A 17,895-nucleotide genomic window follows, 5' to 3' on the forward strand; every position below is an offset into this window, starting at 1 on the left:
AGAAACTTTGTTAACCACTTAAGGTAGGAAAGCAGATGATTACAAGTACAACTGTAAGTGCACCTACCAATAACTCCGAAGCATGGAACCAGTTACCCTGGAAGAAATGCCAAAAAGTTGTTATGAGGCTACAGAGGCGTATTGTTAAGGCTGTCCAACAAGGCAGATGGGGTAAGGTGAAAACTTTACAACACCTTCTCACACGCTCTTTTAGCGGCAAAGCTTTGGCGGTTAAGAGAGTAACTGAAAACCAAGGAAAAAACACAGCAGGTGTAGATCGTCAAATATGGTCAACTTGCAACACAAAATTTCAAGGAATAAAGCTATTAAAACAAAGAGGATACAAACCTTCTCCGCTAAAACGGATATACATCAGTAAGTCTAATGGCAAAAGAAGACCTCTTGGAATCCCTACGATAAAAGATAGAGCCATGCAAGCATTATACTTGTTTGCTTTGGAACCGATAGCTGAAACGATCAGTGATCGTCACTCTTATGGTTTTAGACCAAAAAGATCCTGCGCAGACGCTACTGTGGCTTGTCACTTGTTACTGGCAAGCCGTAACCAACTACAATGGATACTCGAAGGTGATATTAAAGGGTGTTTTGATAACATTAACCATGAATGGCTCATGAAGCATATTCCTATGGAGAAGAAAATTCTTCATAGCTGGTTAAAAGCTGGCTTCCTAGAATCAAAAACTCTGTATTCCACAACTGCAGGTACCCCACAAGGTAGTATCATCTCTCCAATACTAGCAAATCTAGCCCTAAATGGACTTGAAAAATCATTGGAAAGTCAATTTGGTAAACTTGGCAGTAAAAGAAGAAGCAAAATCAGAAGTGGAGTAAATGTAATCAGGTACGCAGATGACTTTATCATTTCAGGAATCACACGTGAAGTACTGGAAAATGAAGTAAAACCTCTAGTATCGTCCTTTCTTCAGGAGAGAGGTCTTATCCTTTCCGAAGAGAAAACAAAAATTACATCTATTACAACAGGGTTTGACTTTCTTGGTTGTAATGTACGCAGGTATAATAAGAAGTTAATTATAAAACCTTCAAAAGAAAGTATTAAGAAACTTCTTAATAAAGCACGTACATTGATAAAGGCAAACATAGCGAACACTCAGGCCGTACTAATCAAGTTGCTCAATTCCCTATTAAGGGGATGGGGAAATTACTACAGCCATGTGTGTGCGAAAAGAGCTTTTAACAAAATAGACCATGAAATTATGTGTGCTCTATGGAAATGGGCAAAGAAAAGACATCCTCGTAAAGGATTACGTTGGATAAAGAATCGTTACTTCAAGGTAATGAAACAACGCCAATGGGTCTTTGCTGCACCCATATGCAAGAACAAACCGAAAGAGATAAGGTATTTAAGACTGCTTAGGTTGATTGATATACCTATCAGACGACATGTTAAAATCAGGGCGGATGCAAATCCACTTGACTTAAAATGGAAAAAGTATTTTGATGAAAGAGTGAAACAAACAAAAATGTTAGCAAGCTCTTTCTCAAGAGAAGGTTCTCTACTGTTGGTGTCACCATTAAGAATGATGTTTTCTGAGGAATCATGAAGGACAAGCCGGTTCGAGAAAAGAAGGACTTAGATAAGGGGCTCAAGCGTAGTGTGGGGAAACCTGCATGCTGCGTTTCTAAGGGAGGGAGTAGTAGCAATACTACTTCCTTACCTAACCAAGTTGCCAAAACTAAAGGCTTTGAAAAACGCGCACAACTTTATGCTGCTAAGGCTTACTCAAGACAAGCTGATAAATCTGGTAAATACGTTGATTTAAAGAAGATTTTCTTTATCGCGATTTCAAATTGTACCTTATTCCCTGATAAGCTTGACTATATATCTAGCCATACCATAAGAGATGAAAAAACCAATGAGCATGACTTAAAAGATTTTCAATTTATCTTCATAGAGCTGCCAAAATTTCCTAAGAGTAGAGAAGAACAACTAGAAAGTGTAGTAGACCGTTGGCTATTTTTTTTCAAATATGCAGATGAAACAACGGACGAAGATCTCAGAAAAATTGCGGAAAAATCACCAATAATAAAGCTAGCATATGATGAATTAGATAAGTTTCACTGGAATGAAAAAGATCTAATAACTTATGAAGAAAGAATAATGGATCTGCGCAAAGAAGAAGCCATTCTTGAATACAGACTTGATCTTGCTAAAGAGGAAGGTAGAAAAGAGAGGGAAATTGAAGTCGCAAAGAATCTACTTAAAGCAGGTGTTTCTTTTAATATTATAGCTCAAACTACTGGTCTTTCTATGAGTGAGATCAAAGAATTGCAGAATTAAGTGTGAATGGTTACGAAAAATATAAGTTTTTGCGATAAACGACATAGTGATGTATTTGTTGTTCAGCATGTCAGTGGAATATTTTCTGGTATCTGTTCAGATGCATGGCTAATGCTGAAACAAAAATTCCAGTGCTCCTTTTTTTGTCATCCCAGTCTGGGATCCAGATTGGGCACTAAGTTGGTAAACACGAAAGCGCTTTACAACGTTTTTGATGGAACTGTGCAAAAGGACTGGATACCAGTGTCAGCTACTTGCATGACACCCATTTGTTCCTATAGTTGCTTTTCTCGTCTACCTTATTTTGCCACTCATCTGAACAGATACCCATTTTGGAGGGATACCAATAATAGTTGTGAGCGGTACAAGTTTAGTCCATATACCTTCCAAGCATAACACGCTCACGAAACTTTAATGCGATAGCTTGGTTTCTACTGAAAGACAGCATTATGCCAAGTGCGATGCTCGAAGATAAAAGAGAAGAACCACCATAGCTAAGTAACGGCAGGGTTATGCCGGTGGTAGGAAAAACACTCAATGTTACCCCTATGTTTATTATGAATTGTGTGATGAATTGCATTGAGATACCGAGAATCACCAACAGATTAAATAATTCATTTTCCCTATATGCAATGTAAAGCAAGCGGGCGGAAATGATGCCAAATAACATCAATGTGGCTAAGCACGTAATCAAACCAAATTCTTCTGCTAAAACAGAAAACACAAAATCTGTATGACAATCAGGAAGAGAGGCTTTTACGCTACCTTCACCAGGTCCAACTCCAGTTAATTGACCTCTTTTGAATGCTTCTAATGATTTTGTGACTTGAAAGTTATCGCGCTGCGTAAAAAAGACAAAATTGTAAATCCTTTGCTTTATATGTGGGAGGCATAAGTAAGCTATTGTAGTTCCAGTTGTGGCCATTCCTATTATGCATAGAAAGTATAAAAATGGTATACATGCAATAAACATTTGACCGATAAAAGAATATGTTAAAAGCATAGACATACTGAAATCAGGTTGCAAAAGTAACAACACAAAAACTAACAGAAATATTATGATTGATATGTGTATTTTAAACTTCATTTCGCTGGCCAAGATACTAGCTATAACAACAGAAAAAAATGGCCTTACGAACTCAGATGGTTGAACAGAAATTTTGACAATATGTAACCATCGTTTCGCACCTTTTACCTCTATACCAAGTATTATCGCAGTTGCTACTAGAATAGTAAATAAAGCGAAACCTGCGAATGAGAGGTTAAGTATAGTTCTTGTGTTGAGAAAAGAAAATGTCACCAAGGTAATTAGTGACAGGACTATATAAATTGTATGGCGCCGTATAAAATAATCCTGTGGTAGAGAAAGACGCTGCGCAATTACAGGGCTTGCTGAATAAACGAGAATGAAGCTTATAGTGAGCAAAAAAAACACTGGAAGGATGAGATAATAATCCAGCGTTCTATACCAGAGTTTAATATTCATTTTGTTCCAATGTGTAATGCCACTATTCCATAGCTCATATTATGAAACTCAACATTCTTAAAGCCTACCTCTTCAATTTCCATTTTAAAATCAGCCTGAGTTGGAAACTCTCTAATGCTCCTCACTAAATATTCATAAGAACTCTTGTCTTTAGCAACTATGCTGCCAATTTTAGGAATTACTTTAAATGAATATAAGTCATAAAGTTTGGTAAATATCTCATTTTGATAGTGCATAGGGGCAAATTCTAAGCAGATAAATTTCCCATGTGGTTTTAATACCCTGTGCGCCTCATTTAAAGCCTTCTTGCGGTCAGAAACATTTCGAATGCCAAAAGCTATTGTGCAATAATCAAATTCGGAGTCTTCAAATGGTAAACTTTCTGCACTTGCACATACCCAATCAAAATTAATTTGGTTTGAATTTATAGCTTTATCACGTCCTCTGTTTAGCATGTTTTGATTTATATCGCATACTGTAACCTTAGCACTTGGCTCTTTTCTTACTACTCTTATTGCTATATCTCCAGTTCCTCCAGCAACATCTAAAACCTTAGAGTTTTTTGTAAAATGCACACTATTTACCATCTTATCTTTCCATAATCTGTGCATTCCGAGGCTCATTATATCATTCATGGTGTCGTAGCGACTTGCCACGGAATCGAATACCTCTTTAACTAATTGTGATTTCTTCTCGATTTTTATAGTAGACATTACGTAAAAACTCCTTTATAATTAGTAAAAATTAATTTGAATTAACACAAATGTCAACGACAGGCCTTGAGCCTGTTAAAATCTTCTTCAGCGTGGTATGATGACCGAGTTAGTGGGCTTGATGCAACCACTAAGAAACCTTTGGAGTAAGCAATGTATTTATAATGCTCAAACTCTTCTGGGGTAACATACCTATCAAGTTTTGCATGTTTTGGAGTTGGTTGTAGATATTGACCAATTGTAATAAAATCAACCTCAGCACTGCGCAAATCGTCCATAACCTGAAGTATTTCCTCTTTTGTTTCTCCAAGACCAACCATAAGCCCTGACTTTGTGAAAACTTTAGGATTAATCTGCTTTACCATCTTCAACAAATATAGTGAATGAAAATAGCGAGCTCGTGGTCTTATTTTTGCATACAATCTCGGCACTGTTTCAATATTGTGGTTATAGACATCAGGTGATGCAACAGCGATTGCTTCAAATGCTCCTTTCTTATTTAAAAAATCAGGAGTTAAAATCTCTATTGTTGTTTCTGAAGTTATCTTTCTAATTTCTTCTATGCACTGTATAAACTGATTTGCGCCACCATCTGGCAAATCATCACGATCAACGGAAGTAATGACAACATGTTTTAAGTTTAACTTTTTTATTGCTTTTGCTAAATTTTCTGGTTCATGAGGATCTAGTTTATCAGGAATGCCAGTTGCAACGTTGCAAAATGCACAAGCACGAGTGCAAACAGAACCGAGAATCATCACAGTAGCATGACGTTTATTCCAACATTCACCAATGTTTGGACATGCAGCCTCTTCGCACACTGTATGCAAGTTATGCAGTTTAACGATGTTTAAGGTCTCATTGAATACTTCACCGGTCGGAGCTTTTGCTCTGAGCCATTGAGGTTTGCTATGCATCTGAAACTGCTAACTCTACCTCTTGCTTTACTAAAACTTTTTTCAACCTTCTTTTTATCTTCTGCGCTTTCTCACTTAGTTTAATCGTTCTTGTGTTGAGCAAAAAAGCATCTAAATCACCTTTGTAATCTATAGTTCTCAAAGTTCTTGTTGCCACACGAAATCTAAACTTTTTATTCAATATATCACTTGTCAACGTAACCTTATGTAAATTTAAAAGAAAGGTACGCTTTGTTTTACGATTCGAATGTGATACCTTATTACCAAAAGATTTTTTTCTATTTGTTAATTCACAAACTCTACTCACTTCAATATACCAAATTATTCTATGTACTTAGATTACCTTATATAGTCAAATAGTCAATACTCTCTTGCTTAATTTTTATACCATATACTGCTTTATAACCAAAAAATATCGTAATTTTTTCTATTATAAGAGAAATCATATGCTGAATTTCCAATGCTTTGCTGCCATTTGTTACTACCAGATGCAACACACCCGAATTTATATTCTGTGCATATGAGATCTTTTTCGGTTTTGTACACTCTGCTATTTCTTTCCCTACTATATTTCGCCAGTTTAAAATAAGACGTATTTCATTTTTACTAATCTTATTTTTCATGCATTTTAATGCATAGTTTTGAATTATAGACTTTAATTTTTTTGGACCGCTACGTTTGAGCATTTTTCTGTTTTTTTAGTAAGTAGATAATATAAAAGTATACATATAACTTGAGATTTTGTCATTACTGCTACATGTTTGTGAGATACCGTGACGGTATGACCATAATCGTCACTCCGCAACGCATATTGCATAGTCGTCATTCCGCGGCGTGTTCGCGGAATCTAGCTCTGGTCACGCTACTTAGATGACTGCTTTACAAAGACTCTACCCTCTGGCCTCACACCGCAAAAGCAGTATTTTTATGCAAAACTTATCTCAACGTAGCACTTGTCAAGATCGTTCCATTCAAAAATTTTTGTTTTGCCTCATAATTAACCTTATAGCTGTTTTAATTGTAATTGGTTAAATTATTATTAACTTGCCAGGCTAGATCCAAAAAATAGCATAATCAATATGCAAATTGCAATAGAAATCACGTTTGCGTATGGTTTATTGCTATGCAGTTAATCTTTCCTCAATCCAAGCTGCTTGAATAGCTTCGAGTATTTTTTCGTTACAGCGTTTTTCATCATCATCAAATTCCTCTAAACTCAATACCTTTTTTTTAAGCTCAGTGAATCTAATACTAATTATATTCTCATCTGGAAATTTTTCTTCCAGAGCTTCTACAATATCTTCTATATCAAGCCATTTCATACTTTTTTGTATTTATCTGCTAAGTTAAATTGGTGCCCATGGGGAGACTTGAACTCCCAAGGTCGCAAAACCCACGGATTTTAAGTCCGCTGCGTCTACCGATTCCGCCACACGGGCTTTTTTTATCTATCTAGAGTAAAACTCTACTACTAAATTGACTTCCATGTCTGCTGAATAAGGAACCTCAGAATATTGAGGTGACCTCAAATACTTCACTGAATGCTCTTTACTATCTGCTTCTAAATAATCCGGAGCCTTGCGCTCTTGTTTTTGTTCAGCCTCTACTACTACAGGGATTTTTGCTGCCCTTTCTCTTATTTTTATTATATCACCTGGCTTCACTCGATAACTCGATATGTTAACCACCTTATCATTAACTGTAACGTGCTTGTGAGATATGAGCTGCTTTGCTGAGTAAATTGTTGGAACAAGACCAGAGTGGTATAAAACAGAACTTAATCTCGATTCTAAGATACCGATAAAATTATCAGCCGTATAACCCTTTCTGTTATAAGCATCTAAAAATGTACGTCTGAGCTGCTTACTTGAAATCGCATAGTAAAACTTAAATTTCTTATGCGCAGCAAACTGCTTACCAAAGTCGGATAACTTCTTGAATCCAAGAATACCATGTTGACCTGGAGGGTATTTCCTTTTGTTTACTGGGTCTTTAGCTCTACCCCATAAATTTACACCAAGTCTACGGCTAATCCTATACTTTCTAGTGATAACAGTTGTCATATAAAAACTCTCACGATTTAACTTTAGATTATTAAGGATTTTAGCACTCAGTGTCAACTTGTTTTTGCTGGTATAATCTTTTATACTTCATTTTTAAGTTTTTCTATTAACACATGAATCATTCACATTTAAAATCTATGGCAAACGCCATCCGTTTTTTATCAATTGATGCAGTACAAAAAGCAAACTCTGGACACCCAGGTATGCCACTTGGCATGGCAGATGTTGCAACTGTTTTGTTTGCTAAATATCTGAATCATAATCCTGATGATTCTAAATGGTTCAATAGAGATCGCTTTGTTTTATCAAACGGTCATGGGTCAATGTTACTATACTCAATATTATATTTGACAGGTTATATTAGCGTAGATGAGCTAAAAAACTTCAGACAAATGGGATCCAAGACCCCAGGTCATCCAGAGTTCGGCTTGACTTCCGGGGTAGAGGCAACAACAGGCCCGCTCGGTCAGGGGTTTGCCGCTGCTGTTGGCATGGCACTTGCTGAATCGATACTTGAAAAGCAGTTTAGAATCAATCACTACACTTATGTGATGCTAGGGGATGGCTGTCTTATGGAAGGAATAAGCCATGAAGCAGCATCACTTGCTGGGCATCTTAAATTGAATAAGCTTATAGCTCTTTTTGATGATAATGATATTTCTATAGATGGCGCTACTTGCCTTTCCTGTTCTGACGATGTAGAGAAACGCTTCTTAGCGTATGGATGGAATGTTGACAAAATTGATGGCCATGATTTTGATGTCATATCCCTTGCAATAGAGCAAGCAAAAAAGTCTGATAAACCTACAATGATCTGCTGCAAAACTATTATCGGAAAATTTTCAAGCCGTGCTGGCACATCCTCTGCTCACAGTGGTGCTTTTTCGGAGGAAGACATAAAACAGATGAGAGAGAAATTAAACTGGAATTATGAACCATTCCATGTACCAGAAGATGTGAAAAATGCCTGGAAGAAAACTGTTGAGAGAGCAAAACAAAACTACACGATGTCATTCCAGCGCGTGACGCTGGAATCCAGGAAAGAAGAAAAAGAATGGATCCCAGTGTCAAGCACTGGGATGACAAGAGAGAGTACTGGGATGACAGAAGAGAATGCTGGGATGACAGGGTATCATGCAGAACTTCAAAGACGGTTAGATAAACATCTACCAGATAATACCGCTGGTGTTTTAGCTGACCTGAAGAAACAAATATGTGAGCTAATGCCAAACGAAGCTACTCGATCTTCTTTCGGCAGAGTAATGGAACTTTTAACTGAGTCTATGCCGGAATTAATCGGCGGTTCTGCTGATCTTACCGGGTCAAATTGCACTAAATATGAGCACATGCAGGTAATAAATAGCAATAATTATAGTGGCTCTTATGTCCACTATGGAGTGAGAGAGCACGCTATGGCAGCATGTATGAATGGTATGGCACTTCACGGCGCGATTCTTCCTTATGGCGGCACTTTTTTGGTATTTTCCGACTATTGTCGTCCTGCTATACGTCTTTCAGCTCTGATGAAGCAGCAGGTTATGTATGTCATGACTCACGACTCAATTGGAGTGGGAGAAGATGGCCCGACTCATCAGCCAATAGAGCATTTAGCCTCTTTGCGTGCTATACCAAATCTATATGTTTTTAGGCCAGCCGATGCAGTTGAAACTCTGGAGTGTGTTAGCATTGCACTCGAAAAGAAAGAATCTCCAGCACTGTTTGCGCTCTCAAGGCAAAACGTAAGTTACATGCGCAAGTTCTACTCTGATATCGATCAATCTGCTAATTTATCGAAGTTTGGTGCATATATTTTGTGTGAATGTTCAAAAGAATTAAAAGTGACGATATTTGCTACGGGGTCCGAGGTTGAAATTGCAGTTGAAGCAAGGGAGAAATTGCAGGAAAAGGGTATAGGTACAAGGATTGTTTCTATGCCATGCTGGAGGCTTTTTGACGAGCAAAGCGATGAATATAAAGCGGCAATATTAAATAATGACAGCATTAAAGTTGCAATTGAAGCCGGAAGTGAAATGGGTTGGCATAAATATATAGGTTCAAACGGTATATTTATTGGCATGAAAAGCTTCGGAGAATCAGCACCTTATAAAACACTCTATGAGCATTTTAATATCAGCGCAGATCATGTGGTAAAATGTGTGTGTGAGAAACTGGTTTACATTCAGTAGACTTCTTGCATAACCATATGAAAGCCCACTCTTCTTTGTCATCCCAGTACGTGACGTTTACGTGACGTTATTTCCATCCAAGATGATGTCATTCCAGCACTTGACACTGGCATCTAGTTTTCTTTACAAATTCACCAAAAGTGCTTCATTCTATACCGCAAAACCCATACTCACCAAACCCAATGCATTACTTGCAATTAAGTTTCCTGGATCCCAGTGTCAAGCACTGGGATGACACCTTTTCCGGTAGAAGATCACTATCAAATCACATTGCTCTGGTCATTATGATCACCATTATTTTGTTCAACTGATTGATCGACCCCAGGTGAAGAAGAATCATCATAAGGTTGTGTGTCAGACTTTTCTTCGTCAGACCCAAACAACCATGAAAAAAAACCACCAAAAAATGATGCAATTAATGAAAAAGGCTTCATAAGTATACTAAACAAACTACCAAAAAAAGAGCTCGGCTATTCTTCTGTTTGTGCAGGTTCTGTGGAAGCAACAGGACCTACATCGTTGTCTTGTACATCAGTTCCTTGTTCTGCACTGGTGGTGCTGGTTTTTTCCCCTTCTTTGCTATTATCTGATTGTAGTTCAGTATCATCACCTACTCGTTTTTCTTCCTCTTGCCCCCCTTCACTATCTGTCGATGATCCACCCGCTGAACCATCATCAGATTTTTCTGCGGGTTGCAATAGAGTTTTTATTCCTTCATCAGTGGCTAATTTGAAAGGAGTGTTTCCATGTTTATCTTCTATATTAACATCGATTCCATCTTTTCCCAATAGGGCTTCTACTGCCTCTTTATGGCCCTTTACAACGGCCCAATGTAAAGGAGTCTGTTCTGCAAGTTTATCTTTTATATTAACATCGATTCCTTCTGCTCCCAGTAGAGCGTTCAATACATTTATATCTATGTTGTCCTTTTTAGCAGCCAAATGCAAAGGAGTCCTGTCATCTTTATCTTGTGCATTAACATTGATTTCTTTTGCTCCCAGTAGAGCGTTCAATACATTTATATCTATGTTGTCCTTTTTAAGAACAGAATGTAAAGGAGTATCTTTATTCTTATCTGCTAAATTAACATCAATTCCCTCTTTTCTAAGTAGAGCGTTCAATACATTTATATCTATGTTGCCCTTTTTAAGAACAGAATGTAAAGGAGTATCTTTATTCTTATCTGCTAAATTAACATCGATTCCATCTTTTCCCAATAGGGCTTCTACTACCTCTTCATGGCTATTTTTAGCAGCACAATGTAGAGGAGTCTTTCCATCTTGATCTGTTGCATTAACACTTGCTCCTTGATTTATTAGATCGTTTACTGTATCGATATCACCTCTTCCAGCAGCCTTAAGTAATTCATCTGTGTTTTGTAATAGAGTTCGTATGTCTTGAGTAGTGGCTAAATCTAAAGGAGTGTCTCCATTTTCATCTTCTGCATCAACATTTGCCCCTTTGTCCAATAGAGCTTCTACTACCTCTTTATGGCCCTTTTCAGCAGCCCAATGTAGAGGAGTCTCTTTCTGCTGATTTGTTGCATTAACATCGATTCCTTTTACTTGCAGTAGGGCTTCTACTACCTCTTTATGGCCCCATACAGCAGCAATATGTAAAGGAGTCCTTTTCGACCAATCTGTTGCATTAACATTGATCCCTTTTACTTGCAGTAGGGCGTCTACTACATCTTTATGGCCCTTTTCAGCAGCCAAATGTAAAGGAGCCCTATCTCCATCTTGTGCATTAACATCGATTTCTTTTGCTCCCAGTAGAGCGTTCAATACATTTATGTCTATATTGCCCTTTTAAGGACCAAATGTAAAGGAGTTTCGCCATATTCATCTTGTGCATTAACGTTGATTCCTTCTGCTCCCAGTAGAGCGTTCAATACATTTATATCTATGTTGTCCTTTTTAAGAACAGAATGTAAAGGAGTATCTTTCTTGTTATTTGGTAAATTAACATTGATTCCATCTTTTCCCAATAGGGCTTCTACTACCTCTTTATGGCCCCATACAGCAGCAATATGTAAAGGAGTCTCTCCTTTATCATTTTCTACCTTAACATCTGCTCCTTCACTTATTAGACGGTTTACTGCATCAATATCACCTCTTTCAACAGCCTTAAAAAAATTATCTCTACTTTGTGAACTACTCATCCTACACCTCTTTGTAAAACTATATTGTTATGATAAAGTCGTTAATAATCTATGAGCTCTCACCCCCTGTAAAATTATATTATCATGATAAAGTCATTAATAACCCATGAGCTCTGGATCACGCAAATAATGGTTATTCCCTGTGTTTTTCAGTACATTTGAGCTGGCTGTACATAAGAATCGCAATTGTAGAGCATGCTATTGTTAATAGTAAATTTGGTAAAATACCATAGCGAAAAAATTTTCCTACTATATATATTCCAATAGCCCCAAACATCATATTGCAGAATGAGAGGACTGCACTACCAAGCCCTATACCTTTGATCGTTTCTAAAGCAGAAGTTACGTTATTGCTTATTATTAATGCAAGTCCGATATTGGCTGGAATCCAAGCAGTTTGAAGAATGAATATATTCAACTTGTCCGCGAAATAAAAATATACCAATAAACTATCGGATATTATCGGTAACACCAAACCTATTATTAGCATTTTGCTAACCCCTACTTTTGGTACATACCTTCTATTAATTAAAGTTCCAATTATGTAGAATATGACTATGATCGATATGAGGTAGCCAAAATACTGTACTTCAATGCCCATCGATTCAAATATGAACGGGTAGTTAGCAATGTATGCCCAAAGCCACATGAAAGTTAATCCATGAATGGCTGAAAACCCAAGGAAACGATAATTTCTAAATATTGATATATATTGCTTGAAGATATTAGTAGTTATGTTAGTTATACTGGTTTCATTTTTATTTACAGTGAGTGTTTCTTGTAACTTAAAGTAGATAAAAATAAGTATAGCAATTGCCGCGAGTGACATCATAAAAAACAAAAATTTCCAATGATACCCATGTGAAATTATATAACTGCCCACCACTGGAGCTATTCCAGGTGAGAGTGCCACAACCATATTTAATTTTGAAATTACTCTCGAGTATTCACTACCCGAGTACATATCCCTTATTGCTGCATACCCAACAACACCTGCAACACCAGCTCCTGCCCCTTGTATGAAGCGAATTAGTATCAAGAGCATAATACTGTCGGCTATATAACACATGACACTTGCCAAAGTAAAAATTGTCATACCAATCAGCATCATTGGACGCCTACCATAATGGTCCGATAATGGACCATAAATTAAGCCAGATACCGCAAATCCAACTAGATTTAAGCTAATTGTAAGCTGCACTACACTGCCTTCTACTTTAAAATAATTGGCAATGCTTGGTAGTGCAACTGAGTATAGGTCAGTTGCCATATCGACAATTGCTACAGACAATATCATAATAAGAGAGATGATATTTTGCGAAAGAGCTGTTTTCACTTAATGATTTACTGGATTAAATATACTTAATTATAATGTATTTTTTTCATTAGTATATTAAATTAACTACTGAAATTAAGAGTAGCTATTCAAGAAAAAGCCTGTGAAGGCTCTATCCAGTAGGGCAGTGCCATGACTACTTGGATCTAGTTTCCATTATACAATTTCATCAAAGCAGTTTACTTACTTGCAATTAAGTTTCTGGATCCAAGTAGTCATGGCACTGGGATGACAGGAGAAGGAGGCTACTTAGATGACACCCTCCTAGTGGATTCAAATCACAATGTTCGTACAGTTATGTGCTTTGACACTGAAATCTTAAGCTAAAATCATGAAAAGCACGAATTTCAATATCTTACCTTTGATTATTCACTTTAAGCTTTAAGTCTTCAACAGAAGATGCATTTGCCTCACTTACTACCTTTAGTGGTTCACCAAGGCTATGTTCCACTTTTGTCTCAAATTTAAAGCCCAATTTTTCGCAAAGCTTCTGAAAATATTCAACAATAACATCAAACAAATTCTTACCACTTACTTTGTAGTTTTTTAGCTCTTTAGGAATGGTAAGAAGTACTTTACCATCTTCATATGTTACATTTTTATCTTCACATTTCAGTTTAAACTCCGCTGAACTGCAAAAACCTGGTGTTTCGATATATGTACAATCATCATAGTTAAGCATTTTTGTATATTTCATGCTAAAACTAAGCTTTATACAATTGGGTTCACGACAATCCATAATATACTCTCTTGTCATACAGTTGCTTTGCGTTGACAAATGAAAAGATCCAAGAGCTTGACTCATATCATTAGGAAGAAAATGAGTATATCCGCCCTGATAATAGTTATTTATTAACTCCTCAATAATAGAGTTATTGGGAATTGTTGCACCAACGTGTTTAAACATTTCTGTAAAAATTTGTCTGAGAAATGGACGATAATTCCCTTTTCCGTTTTCATCCCGTAGAATTAGATTTTTATGTTTTGAATACAGATTGTTAATAAATTCGTTAGTTATTTTTTGTCCGTTAATAGCAAGGCCGTGTGTTCTATTAAGATCCTTATATGTTCCCTCACCAGAAATTACTTCGTCCCAAGTGTTAGCTTTGAAATCAGCATATTTGAGCTTCTTCACTTCAGCTTTCAACGCATTGACCATTTCCTTTGACATGTTATATCTCTACCATTAATACCTGTATATTAATTCTAGCACTTACTTTATTAAATTTCAATTACTAAATGAATTTATCACTTTCACTTCCGTATTTTCCAGCGAGTCACCGTAAGTCACTGCTTTTAGGTAAAACTTTTTTCCCCTTTGCACTTCGAAAGATATTACTGAATCATCAAGCAGAGTAAATTTTTCACCTGCGGTGTGCTGATACTCTTTGGTGCCCTCTTGCCCTCTAATTAGGTTGCTAAGCTTATATTTATTTTTATCTATAAGTTCGGCACTCTGAAATTTTACTATCTCTTTTCCAACCAGTGCTAAATTGCTTACATTTATAGTACTAACATTAGTGCTTGTAAAACCCTCTTCTGTCATCCCAGTGCCCAGACACTGGGATCCAGGAGAAATATGGTCAAGCGCTGGAATGACACCATCACTTAAATAATGGTTATATGAAGAACTCAATACACCAAAACGTAACACTACTATAAGCCCCTCGTCGGTAGATTCCATTACATATCCGTAAGTAGACTGCTTGTTTGTGTTTGCGATAGGCTTATAATCCTTATCGTTGTACGAAATAAAGAGTGTTGCTCCTTTCCAATTCTTTTCCTCACTAATTAAAGTAAAGCTTGCACTATTACCTTTAATATCCGGTAAATCTATCATTTCTACGATGGTTTTGCTGATATGAGAAGGAGGGTATTCCTTCAGCATAAGTGACCTTGTTGAAGGAAAAGAAAGCTTATATATAGAGTGATCATAACCAACGCCAATTACTTGAATGGACATGCTTTCAAATTTCGTTTTTATAATTCTCACCGTATGTTTTTTCTCACTGTCTAAAATCGTTATTACATCACTTGGCACAAGCCACGCATATTTTATCGGTAGCTTGAAATTGTATATATTTCTCTCTTGCCACGAAGAATAAAGTAAAACCTCAGCGATATTTTGCGCCTCTCCCTCCTCCATAATGAGCGGTATTTCAACTGTTATAGCAGCGCCTTGCTTTGGCAACTCAGCATATTTAACATCAATTGGATAGCCAAAATTGCGATTAAAATAAACGACGTTAACTTTATTGTTTAAATCTAATTGACTGATATTAGCAAGTTTTGAATTGTTACTGAAAACCGTTTCACCAATTGGTATTTCAGTCGTAACTCCCCTGCCCTTTTGGACAAATTTCAGTTTAGAGTCCTGTTCAACCACATCAAAAAAATAGCAACTTTGCAGCATTTTAATAATTGAACGTACCGATTGCTGGTCATTTATTACATATCCAGACAATAATCCTTTAACATCACTCGTATCGAACTGATCGCTTTTTAAACCTGCTTTTTGTAATAGATCCGATAAAACATCGGAAATATTAAGCTGTGAAAGCTTTCCCTGAATCCAATGTCCTGTCTGCCAATTATGGCAGTCAGTCCACATATCACACAAATTGGGGAAATAAGGAAATGGCCTTGCATCCCATGCCCAGAGAAACATTTTTTCTACCATTTCCGAGCTTTGCCACTTCTTTAGCGTTCCTTCAATTGCAATTTTTTGCGAAAGAAAGCTCACCTCTCCGTTTGAATATCGTGGATATTTGCTCTCTATGCTGCCTTTATCAACAAACACATTTGGCTCATTAGTGCAGCCGTTCATACTGGGAAATCCATACTCAGTAAACCATATTTTTTTCATTTTTGGTTGCCATTTCGTTTTACTACCACTGGGGTTTATGTGAGTTTCACTCCACCATTTCTCTATATTTTTCCACGCATACCTGCTGTCGTTATACTTTACTTTTTCAGGTTCACTCTTTGAGTAATCATAGAAATAATCATACCCCACTCCACTGCTCCAACCACCCATTACATCTTCCGCAGAATAACCAAAAGGAGGCTCTGGACCATCAGTCAGTGGAAAATAAGCATCTATGCCAATAACGTCGATGTACTCTGAAGACCAAAGCTCATCCATATTATACCAACCATCATATGAATGGTATTCACTCCAATCAGCAGCGTAAGTTACCGTTACTTCTTTTCCAAGCTGAAGTTTTATTCGCTTTGCAAGCTTAACTAGCTCTATAACGGCAGGGTAATTCCCTTGTTCATCCCTGATTTTGGTAAGTTGCGCAAATTCAGATCCGATGATAAACCCTTCCACTTTAGTTTGTTTGGCAATGCTTGCATAATGCTCTATAAATTTGTTATATTGATTCTCAAAAAAATCACTTATATCCCCAGGGGTCCCGCTCAATTTTCCTCGCCACTCTTTGTTCTTTGTGTCAAGTAAGGGCATTGGATAGAGCATCACCTTGTAGCCTCTGCTGTGTAGCTCTTCTATATATCTTATCAACGCTGCATCACTAACTGTGCCACCATACCTTGGGTTTCCACTCGCATCTTTTGAAATTAGCTGAGCATTATCTCTGGTTACACTCCCTACTTGCCAATCATCAGGTAATATTGCGGAATCATCTTGAAATTCAACTGCAGGATATATTTTACAATCTTTAATGTTCAGATCATTCACAAACCAATTGACTACCACCGACACCAACTCAACATTTGGCAAATCTTCTTTTAATTGATCCAAAGAAAGCATTGCATCGCTCTTTTTAGTGTGGTTGTTGTGATTTACCCTTTGCGCCAGCCCATATGGGATATATTGGTTGCTGCTTATTTTCTCTTGCGCGATTTTCTTCTGTATTTTTGTATCATATACAAACTCACCTGAACCTGGTATGATATTGATATTCCGAATATTTTCCGCTATTGAAAACCCAACGGGCTTTAATGCAGTTCGCACTTCAAATGTAAATATCGGGACGCGATTGTTATAGTCTGCTAAAGGAAAATTCTTGATGACTATGTAAGATATTCCCCTATAAGCCGGCACATTCCCCTCTCCTTCAATTGATGACATAAATGGATCAGGATTTTGGTCTTCTCTGCCGCTGTAAAAAGTATAATCTATTTCATCAAAGCTAAGTGATGTTGTATCTGCCCAGATTCTGTTTAATTTTTCTACTTTCCCCTTGCAGATCGCAATTGCAAGCGTTGCGTAGTAATTATATGTAACGTTCATACCTCTTCCAATTTTGCTTTTGGTGGTTATCGCCTCTTCTTTTATTGGCTGTGACCAAATAATGTTCCCTGCAACACGAGCAGTGCCATAGATAATTGGAATCGTTCTGCCGTAGGTTGAGGTTTGAACTTGCAGATTTTTTAGTCTCGCACCATGCGTTACTTTTTGCTCGGCATCAAGGCCGAACATTGCCCCATCTAGCTGTGCACCAAGAAGAGCACCGAGTTCTGAGCCGATAATCCGGCCAATTGGACCAAAAATGCTGCCTGCTTGACCAAAAATTGATGATAAAATTATTGTAGACATGGTAATCCTCCTTTTGATAGATTTTTTTGAAATTGTTGAGAGAAGATCCAAGTGTCACGCTACTTGGATGACAAGAAAGTGGTACTGGGATGACAGATACTATGATAAGAAATTCAGCAGCTTACAATGGATAGTTGAAGCTTTTAATT

The 17,895-nt window shown here is 37.1% G+C and carries 16 protein-coding genes and 1 tRNA gene; 3 read left to right on the forward strand and 14 right to left on the reverse strand.

Annotation, left to right across the window (positions count from 1 at the left end; translation table 11 throughout):
- Positions 1-35 precede the first annotated feature (35 nt).
- Positions 36-1,583 (forward strand): group II intron reverse transcriptase/maturase, encoded by a 1,548-nt coding sequence (gene ltrA / locus ACQH3L_RS03820; RefSeq protein ID WP_006280223.1) that lies wholly within the window; start codon positions 36-38, stop codon positions 1,581-1,583.
- On the forward strand, positions 1,580-2,320 hold the full coding sequence (locus ACQH3L_RS03825) for an Rpn family recombination-promoting nuclease/putative transposase (protein ID WP_010962559.1): 741 nt from the start codon (positions 1,580-1,582) through the stop codon (positions 2,318-2,320). Before ltrA ends, ACQH3L_RS03825 begins: the two co-directional genes overlap by 4 nt.
- Positions 2,321-2,690: 370 nt before the next feature.
- Here ACQH3L_RS03825 and ACQH3L_RS03830 read toward each other — a convergent pair whose 3' ends face one another.
- The 8 genes from ACQH3L_RS03830 to rpsD all read right to left on the reverse strand — a co-directional run bounded on the left by ACQH3L_RS03830 (position 2,691) and on the right by rpsD (position 7,499).
- Positions 2,691-3,806, reverse strand: coding sequence for an FtsW/RodA/SpoVE family cell cycle protein (locus tag ACQH3L_RS03830; RefSeq protein ID WP_010962558.1), 1,116 nt, complete (start codon positions 3,804-3,806; stop codon positions 2,691-2,693).
- Positions 3,803-4,519: a bifunctional demethylmenaquinone methyltransferase/2-methoxy-6-polyprenyl-1,4-benzoquinol methylase UbiE gene (gene ubiE / locus ACQH3L_RS03835; protein WP_010962557.1), complete on the reverse strand. Its 717-nt coding sequence runs from the start codon at positions 4,517-4,519 to the stop codon at positions 3,803-3,805. Before ubiE ends, ACQH3L_RS03830 begins: the two co-directional genes overlap by 4 nt.
- 53 nt (positions 4,520-4,572) lie before the next feature.
- Positions 4,573-5,436 (reverse strand): lipoyl synthase, encoded by an 864-nt coding sequence (gene lipA / locus ACQH3L_RS03840; RefSeq protein ID WP_010082514.1) that lies wholly within the window; start codon positions 5,434-5,436, stop codon positions 4,573-4,575.
- Positions 5,429-5,743, reverse strand: a complete 315-nt coding sequence (rpmB, locus tag ACQH3L_RS03845; protein WP_006279619.1) for a 50S ribosomal protein L28 — start codon at positions 5,741-5,743, stop codon at positions 5,429-5,431. The genes lipA and rpmB overlap by 8 nt, the downstream gene beginning before the upstream one ends.
- A gap of 37 nt (positions 5,744-5,780) precedes the next feature.
- Complete coding sequence (locus ACQH3L_RS03850; RefSeq protein WP_425384624.1) at positions 5,781-6,122, reverse strand: DciA family protein; 342 nt, start codon at positions 6,120-6,122, stop codon at positions 5,781-5,783.
- Positions 6,123-6,557: 435 nt separating this feature from the next.
- Positions 6,558-6,758: a Fe-S cluster assembly protein IscX gene (gene iscX, locus ACQH3L_RS03855; protein ID WP_010962556.1), complete on the reverse strand. Its 201-nt coding sequence runs from the start codon at positions 6,756-6,758 to the stop codon at positions 6,558-6,560.
- A gap of 30 nt (positions 6,759-6,788) precedes the next feature.
- Positions 6,789-6,875 (reverse strand) — tRNA-Leu (locus ACQH3L_RS03860).
- Positions 6,876-6,884: 9 nt separating this feature from the next.
- A complete protein-coding gene (rpsD, locus tag ACQH3L_RS03865; RefSeq protein WP_010962555.1) occupies positions 6,885-7,499 on the reverse strand; it encodes a 30S ribosomal protein S4 in 615 nt (204 codons plus the stop codon).
- A 113-nt stretch (positions 7,500-7,612) separates the two neighbouring features.
- On the opposite strand from rpsD, the gene tkt reads away from it, so the two are divergent.
- A complete protein-coding gene (gene tkt / locus ACQH3L_RS03870; RefSeq protein WP_425384625.1) occupies positions 7,613-9,685 on the forward strand; it encodes a transketolase in 2,073 nt (690 codons plus the stop codon).
- 260 nt (positions 9,686-9,945) lie between these two features.
- Here the strand turns inward: tkt and ACQH3L_RS03875 are convergent, their stop codons facing one another.
- From ACQH3L_RS03875 to ACQH3L_RS03900, 6 genes are all read right to left on the reverse strand, one after another.
- The gene (locus ACQH3L_RS03875) at positions 9,946-10,119 is read right to left on the reverse strand and encodes a hypothetical protein (protein WP_425384626.1); all 174 of its coding nucleotides are present in this window, start codon (positions 10,117-10,119) and stop codon (positions 9,946-9,948) included.
- Positions 10,120-10,155: 36 nt separating this feature from the next.
- Complete coding sequence (locus tag ACQH3L_RS03880; RefSeq protein WP_425384627.1) at positions 10,156-11,469, reverse strand: ankyrin repeat domain-containing protein; 1,314 nt, start codon at positions 11,467-11,469, stop codon at positions 10,156-10,158.
- An 11-nt stretch (positions 11,470-11,480) separates the two neighbouring features.
- Positions 11,481-11,846, reverse strand: coding sequence for an ankyrin repeat domain-containing protein (locus ACQH3L_RS03885; RefSeq protein ID WP_425384628.1), 366 nt, complete (start codon positions 11,844-11,846; stop codon positions 11,481-11,483).
- A 133-nt stretch (positions 11,847-11,979) separates the two neighbouring features.
- Positions 11,980-13,143: a multidrug effflux MFS transporter gene (locus ACQH3L_RS03890; protein WP_425385014.1), complete on the reverse strand. Its 1,164-nt coding sequence runs from the start codon at positions 13,141-13,143 to the stop codon at positions 11,980-11,982.
- Between the two features lie 394 nt (positions 13,144-13,537).
- Positions 13,538-14,353, reverse strand: a complete 816-nt coding sequence (locus ACQH3L_RS03895; RefSeq protein WP_022626257.1) for a hypothetical protein — start codon at positions 14,351-14,353, stop codon at positions 13,538-13,540.
- A gap of 57 nt (positions 14,354-14,410) precedes the next feature.
- Positions 14,411-17,746, reverse strand: coding sequence for a glycoside hydrolase/phage tail family protein (locus ACQH3L_RS03900; RefSeq protein WP_425384629.1), 3,336 nt, complete (start codon positions 17,744-17,746; stop codon positions 14,411-14,413).
- Positions 17,747-17,895: the final 149 nt, after the last annotated feature.

Origin of the sequence: Wolbachia endosymbiont (group A) of Sturmia bella (genome assembly GCF_964030905.1) — a bacterium.
In the GTDB taxonomy this organism is placed as follows: Bacteria; Pseudomonadota; Alphaproteobacteria; order Rickettsiales; family Anaplasmataceae; genus Wolbachia; species Wolbachia pipientis.